The sequence below is a fragment of the Methanobrevibacter curvatus genome, from assembly GCF_001639295.1.
GTDB lineage: Archaea > Methanobacteriota > Methanobacteria > Methanobacteriales > Methanobacteriaceae > Methanoflexus > Methanoflexus curvatus.
The window spans coordinates 1-7461 of record NZ_LWMV01000002.1; the positions used below are offsets into that span (position 1 = coordinate 1).

A 7461-nucleotide genomic window follows, 5' to 3' on the forward strand; every position below is an offset into this window, starting at 1 on the left:
ATAATATACTTTGATTATGTATATAATTGTTGATTTAATTATTATATTTAATTTACAAATTATCATTAAATTTATAGTCTTAAATTAACAAAAATAAGAAAAATTTTAAATTTTAGATAAAATAAAATTGATTTTAAATTTAAAATTTATCATATCTATTAATTACAATTTTAAGTATGAAAATTATTAATTTATATAAATATTATTACAATTATTATTTATAAACATCTTCAGGGTTAAAAAGTCTTGCTTGAATAATTTTTAAGTCCTCTTCATCTAATTTATCTAAATTATATGATTTTTTAGCTATTTTATCACCATCTAATTCTCTAAAAAAACAGGAATTGTAACCTTCATGGCAAGAGGCTCCATCAGGATTAACCTTTAACAAAATTGCATCCATATCACAGTCAATTAATATCTCTTTAACATGTTGAAAATTATTTGAACTTTCCCCTTTCAACCATAATTTATTTCTTGAAGTTGAAAAATAATGGGCTTTTTTAGTTTGAATTGTTTTAGATAATGCTTCTTCATTCATAAAAGCAACCATTAAAACTTCTAAAGATTTATAGTCTTGAGCAATAGCTATAACTAAATTTTCACCATTTTTTTCATGTTTAAAATTAATTTTCATTTAATCACCAAATCATTAATAAAATCACAAATCCTTAAAATAGCTATTTAAATCTTCAATTTTTACTAATTCTTGATTACCTGTACCCATATTTTTAATGGTTACTTTAGCAGATAACAATTCATCTTCACCAAGAATAATCATAAATTTAACATTTAGTTTGTTGGCTGCATTCATTAACTTCTTAAATTTACGTCTTGACAAATCAACTTCAACAGAGTAATCATTTGCCCTTAAATTTTGAGCTATTTCAAAAGATTTAGAACGAGCATCATCGCAAATGGCTGCCACATAAATATCAACCACTGATTCCTCATTTCCTTCATTGTTTAATCCAGGATTTGATCTTGAATTTGATTTTGAATTTGCTGAATTTAAAGTTTGATAAGCATTCATAAGTCTATCAAAACCAAATGCAAATCCAGTTGACTCTATGCCTTCACCACCAAACAATTCAATTAAATTGTAAGATCCACCACCAGCAACTTGTTTTTGAGCACCAAGAGATGGTATGTAAATTTCAAAAACAATCCCAGTGTAATAATCCAATCCTCTTGCAACAGAACAATTAATTGTGTAATTTTTAACATTAAAACTTTTTAACCTTGCTATGAATTTAGTAAAATTGGATAATTCATTTGAAACACCAAGATAATTTCCTATAAGTTGATGGGCTTCATGTAAAACTTCATCTCCACCTATTAAATTTAAAATTTTAATCAAAATATCAATTAAATCCTTGTCTAAATCAAATTTCTCCTTATTATTTAATGATTCAACTAACAATTCTTTGTTTCCTTTATCAATTAATATCATTATTTTTTCTTGGATATCTTTATTTATACCAAATTCTTTAAACAATTCTCTAATTATTCCCAAATGATTTATATGGATTTCAGCTTCATTTAATCCTAATCTATTTAAAGATTCTTCAGCCATTGCAATTATTTCAGCTTCACCTTCAGGAGATTTTGCTCCAATTAACTCACAACCTAACTGCCAAAATTGTCTAAATCTTCCTTTTTGTGGTCTTTCATATCTAAAGCAACTCCCAAAATAGTATAATTTTAATGGTTTAGCTGTTTTTTGAAGTTCATTTAAATAAACTCGTGCAATAGGAGCAGTTAATTCCGGTCTAAGAGTTAGTTCTCTTCCAGATTTATCTTTAAAGTTGTAAAGCTGTTCAACAATTTGTTCTCCGGATTTTGTTGTAAAAAGTGAAAGTTCTTCAAATAAAGGAGTTTTAATTTCTCCATATCCATAATTTTCAAAAACTTTTCTAAGTATATTTTCAACTTTTTTACGTTCTCTCATTTCCTCAAATAAAAAGTCTCTTGTTCCTCGTGGCTTTGAAAATTCCATTAAATCACCGAATAAGTATAAAATCATAAAATTAAATAAAAAAATTAGTTTAAAGAATTAATATAAAGAATTAATATAAAGAATTAATTTAAATAAGTAAATAATCAATAAAAGAAACTAATTAATATTTAAATAACTATTGATTAAAATAGTTAAATATAGTCCTGAAAATAAAGCTTATAAGTAATGATATTTTTTAAAAAGTTTTATATTCATTTATTTCTTAATCTAAATAATTATAATATATATTTTTTTAATAATAAAATTATTAAAGATTATTTTAGAAATTAAAGATAATAACAACTTATATTTATGAAATATATTGATATTTAAATAAATCATTGATTCGAATCTTTTCTTTCAGGGCTATAATATAAAATGAATAGTTAAATTAAATGAATAGCTAAATTAAATATTAGATATAGAAAAAATTAATTAAGTTACTAAAAATTAATAAATTAAGTATAAAATTAAAGTAATCTATATTTAATCTATATTTAAATCTATAGTTAAATAGTTAAATAAAAATATTTTAAAAATTTAAATATTTAACTATTAAAAAAGGAAAAAAATTAATAATATAAAATTAATAATATAAAATTAATATAAAATATAAAATTAATATAAAATATAAAATATAAATTATAATTAAAATATAAAACCCATATCATTAAATCAAAATATTATTTAATTAATTATTAAAAATTTAATTTCATTAAATAATTAAATATTAAGTAAATTTATTTTATTTAAAGTATTTAAATTTAATTAAAAAAAAAACAAATTAATTTCAAAGAAAAATAAATAAAAAAAATAAGTAAAAAAATAAGTAAGAAAATATATTGAAATAATTCATAGTTAAATAATATATGAATAAGAAGTTATAGCCATATAATTTATTAAATAAGTTAAAATGAGGCAAAAATGACAATAAAAAAGGTTAAAAAGCTAATAAAAGGACAAGCAGCTGTAGATGGGGCTGGAGTAAAGTTAATCAGAGTTTTAGGTTATAATGATGTTAAAGACATTGATCCTTTTTTAATGTTAGATGCATTTGATAGTGAAAATTCAGCGGATTACATTGCTGGTTTTCCAATGCACCCTCACAGAGGTATAGAAACAATAACATATCTTATTGAGGGAGAAATGACCCACACAGATAGTTTAGGAAATGGTGGAACAATTAAAGGTGGTGAATCTCAGTGGATGACTGCAGGCAGTGGAATAATGCATGAAGAAATGCCACATAAAAAAAATAGACTCTTTGGAGTTCAAATTTGGCTAAACCTTCCACAAAAAGACAAAATGGCTAAACCACATTATTTTGATATTAAAAATGAAATGATTAAAGATTTAGATATCGATGAAGGTCATGTAAGAGTAATTTCAGGAGAATACAAGAATCATAATGGAGTAACACCAAATTATATCCATGCAAATTTAATAGATTTTGATTTAAAACCTAATTCAGACTTAGAAATTGCAATAGAAAAAGATGAAAATAGTTTTGTTTATCTTTTTAACGGCTAGGATATTTTGGAAATAATGAATTTGTAGATGAAAAAACAGTAGCTATTTTTGATGAAGGAGATATTATTAAAGTCAAAGCTGGTGAAAATGGTTTAAGATTCCTTTTGTTTGCTGCTAAACCATTAAATGAACCAGTAGCTTGGGGTGGACCAATAGTCATGAACAATGAAATCGAATTAGCCAAAGCTTTTGATGAACTTCAAAGTGGAGATTTTATTAAAGATTAACCATGCAATAAATTCAAAAAAATAAATTCAGAAAATGTTAAAAAAAGCTAAGAAAAACTAAAATAATGAATGTTAGGTATAAAAATGTTTAATTCAAAAACTATTTTAATGGGTTTAATAGGTCATCCTGTAGAACACAGTGTTTCTGCACAGATGCACAATGCAATATATAAATCACTCGGTTTAAATTACGTATATTTAAATTTTGATGTTGAAAAAGACTACTTAAAAAAAGCTATTAATGGAGCAAAAGCATTAAATGTCTTAGGATTTAATGTGACAATTCCACATAAAACAAATGTCTTAAATGAACTTGATGAATTTGATTTTATGGCAAATATGATTGGAGCAGTTAACACCATACATTTTAAGGATAAAATAGCTAAAGGATACAATACTGATGGTATTGGAGCCATTAAAGCAATAAAAGAAAAAACATCATTAAAAGACAAAAAAGTAGTTATTTTAGGTGCTGGTGGAGCTGCAAGAGCAATTTCATTCCAAACAGCCATTTCAGGAATAAGTGAGCTTGTAATTCTAAATCGAAGTTTAAATAAAGCCAAATCTTTAAGTTATGATTGTGAAAGGATATTAAAAGAAAACCTTGAAGAACTTGAAAATTTCAAAGAATTTAAACCAGATATTAAAATTAACTATGGTGAATTAGATAAAATAGAAGAAGAAATTAAAGATGGAGATATTTTAATCAACACTACATCAGTTGGACTGTATCCCAATGTAAATCAAGAACCATTGGCAAAAGCAGGTATTCTCCATAGTGATTTAATTGTTAATGATGTTATTTACAATCCCCTTGAAACAAGATTACTTAAAGAAGCTAAAATAGCTGGTGCAACAACAATTTCTGGAGTAAAAATGTTGATTTATCAAGGTGCAGAAAGCTTTAAAATATGGACAGGCATTGATGCCCCAATATCTACCATGGAACAAGCAGTTAAAGATGCAATGGATAAAATAATGCAATAATTCTTGAAGATGTCCCACAATTCAAAATTTTAAATTTTAGATAAATTAAAATTAATTTTTAATTGATAAAATTTATTATAGTTATTAATTACAACTTTATTTACTAAAATAATGCTTAATAAATTATTAATTTATATTTAAATAATTATTTATTGATTAAATTAATTTTAAAGAGATTAATTTTTTCATAAAATTCATCATGGGACATCTTCTCTTTTTAAAAAAAAAAGAAAATAAAATTATAAAAATAAAATTAAGAAAATAAAAAAATGATAAGTATGAGAGACAATTTTTTAAGTGATTTTTCAGTTAAAGTGGAAAATTTAGCAAAAAATAAGGATAAACAGCCATTTAAAGAAATAAAAAATAATAATGATAAAAAAAAAGCTGTTTTGAAATTTTTGTCGCAAATTGGAGTTGACACTCGCTTTATTAGCTATTTTAATGATAAAATTTTCATTAACAATCTTCGCTTTTCTAAATTTTCAAGAAAAAAAGAAGAAATTTTCAACCACAGGTATCCCAAAATCTTTGTTATTCGTAGCTCATTGTTTCAAAAAATAGCTTCAAAATCATCAAAAAGCTTAAGTAGTGTAATAAAAGTAAAAGACAATATTTTAATTCACTGGAATATTGAAAATGAACTTTGTAAAGCAATTTTATTTTATAAAACAATTTTATCATATATTCTTTTAGAACCATATACAAGAAAATATGGGATCAAGATCATAACAAATGTTGATTTAAATAATAAAAAAGAAAGTAATTTCAAAACCCTCTGTGTTATGGATTTAAACAATCAAGTAGAAAAAGAAATTGAAGATATTTTCAAAGGGAAAGGAATTATTTCTAAAATAAATGAAAAAAATGAAATTTATCCATTAAAATTTATTGATAAAAGATTAATTGAAGATTTTGTAGATGAATTTGTAGATGAAAAATTATTAAGATATTTTATTAATAAATTTAATAAGAATTATATTAACATTAATATAAATAATAATCAAAACTTTAATGAATTAGAGCATAATAAAGGGAATATAAATAAAAAATGTAAAGGTGAAGAAATAAAAAACATTTCAAAAAATTTTATGGAATTTTTAGAAGAAATAAATCCTCAATTTAAAGAAAATATTTTAAAATCAGTTGAATATTTAAGTAAAAACAATTAGTGATGCTGATCAATACTTTTCATTCAAATTAAAGAATAACATAAAACCTAAGAAATTTAATAATTAAAAATATTTTAAAATAAACATATTTGAATACCTATTTATTGACCATATCTTTTTTTTATCCATATATAATTCAAACACCAAATTTTTGGAGCAAAATTTGTCGATTATATATAATGTAATTATATAATAATTGGTATATAATTATATATAAATAAACTCAAAAAAATTAGCAAAAAATTAAGTTTCTGATATATTTTATATAAAAATTATTAAAAAGTATATAAAAACTTAAAAAAAAAAAAAAAATGATAAAAAAAAATAAGGAAAATAAAAAAATTAGATAATCTATTAATCGTTATCTAAAAAATCTTAATTTCTTTTTCTGATTCTTGAAACAAATGTTAGTAAAATTAATAAGATTATTAAAAGAACAACAGGAATACCAGTATGTTTCATACCTGCTTTTCCATCTTTATCATTATTATTATCTTTACCTTTGCCTTTAACAATTAGTAATCCATTAACTTTACAAGCTTTAAAACCAGTTCTTCCTTGGAATTCCGCAGTTATAGTAAATTTACCACTACTAACTGGAATATAAGTAATAAATGCAAGACCTTTTACATCAGTATATCTAGTACCAATATATTTGCCATTAATATAAAATTTAATAGGCATGCCTGCAATAGGTTTACCCTTATCATCAGTTAATGTAGCAGTTAAATTAAGTGGAACACCTACTTTACCAGTTTTATTGTCTACAACAACAATAGTTGTAGTATTAATATCTAATGGAGTTGGAACCTTACTAGCATTTATAATAACTGTCCTATTAGTTGCATTAGACACATAAGAAGAATTTCTAATATTATCATCAGAACTTACATTAGCTACATTTATAATATGTCCTGGGGAAATAACTTTAGCAATAATAACTAAAGTAGCAGAAACATCCATAGATAAATCACCAACAAACCAAATACCCGTAACAGGATCATAATTAGAACTTGTCGCATTAACAAATGATAATTTAGATTCTAAACGATCATATACAGTTACATTGTGAGCAATATCTGGACCATGATTTACAACAACTAATGTATATTTAACAAATCGACCAACAAAAGTTTTTGTAACATTAGCAGTTTTTCTAAGTTCCAAATCAACAGAAGGGATAACTGTAATATTAGAATCATTACCATTAGAACTATTATTACCAGCATTATTCTGATCTGTACCTGTAACATTTGCCACATTACTTATATTTCCAGTACCATTTAATTTAACAATCAAGTTAATAATATAAGATTCACCATTTAAGATGCTTGAAATAGTCCAGTTAACAGTTTGACCTACACGAGTATAGGTTCCATTAGCACCTATAAATATCAACTTATTATCTAAAACATCAGTAATATTCACATTAGTCGCAGTATCAGGACCATGATTAGTTACATTAATAGTATACTCAACCAAAGCACCATTCAAAACAACACCAGACACATTCACAGTCTTAACAATACTCAAATTAATACTCTCA

6 protein-coding genes and 1 pseudogene are annotated in these 7461 nt (G+C 23.7%); 4 read left to right on the forward strand and 3 right to left on the reverse strand.

The genetic code is table 11. From position 1 onward, the window contains the following. Positions 1-214: 214 nt before the first annotated feature. Positions 215-637: a phosphoribosyl-AMP cyclohydrolase gene (hisI, locus tag MBCUR_RS00035; RefSeq protein ID WP_067088620.1), complete on the reverse strand. Its 423-nt coding sequence runs from the start codon at positions 635-637 to the stop codon at positions 215-217. Between the two features lie 24 nt (positions 638-661). Next, positions 662-1999 (reverse strand): histidine--tRNA ligase, encoded by a 1338-nt coding sequence (gene hisS, locus MBCUR_RS00040; protein WP_067088623.1) that lies wholly within the window; start codon positions 1997-1999, stop codon positions 662-664. A 924-nt stretch (positions 2000-2923) separates the two neighbouring features. Here hisS and MBCUR_RS00045 point away from each other — a divergent pair. From MBCUR_RS00045 to MBCUR_RS00055, 4 genes are all read left to right on the forward strand, one after another. Further along, a complete protein-coding gene (locus MBCUR_RS00045; RefSeq protein WP_211265103.1) occupies positions 2924-3529 on the forward strand; it encodes a pirin family protein in 606 nt (201 codons plus the stop codon). A gap of 65 nt (positions 3530-3594) precedes the next feature. Then, the gene (locus MBCUR_RS11030) at positions 3595-3756 is read left to right on the forward strand and encodes a pirin-like C-terminal cupin domain-containing protein (RefSeq protein WP_394329069.1); all 162 of its coding nucleotides are present in this window, start codon (positions 3595-3597) and stop codon (positions 3754-3756) included. 84 nt (positions 3757-3840) lie between these two features. Then, on the forward strand, positions 3841-4743 hold the full coding sequence (locus MBCUR_RS00050; RefSeq protein ID WP_067088626.1) for a shikimate dehydrogenase: 903 nt from the start codon (positions 3841-3843) through the stop codon (positions 4741-4743). Positions 4744-5021: 278 nt separating this feature from the next. Then, positions 5022-5915 (forward strand): hypothetical protein, encoded by an 894-nt coding sequence (locus MBCUR_RS00055; protein ID WP_067088629.1) that lies wholly within the window; start codon positions 5022-5024, stop codon positions 5913-5915. Positions 5916-6290: 375 nt separating this feature from the next. Here MBCUR_RS00055 and MBCUR_RS00060 read toward each other — a convergent pair. Continuing rightward, a pseudogene (locus MBCUR_RS00060) lies at positions 6291-7461 on the reverse strand (Ig-like domain repeat protein); the annotation flags it as partial.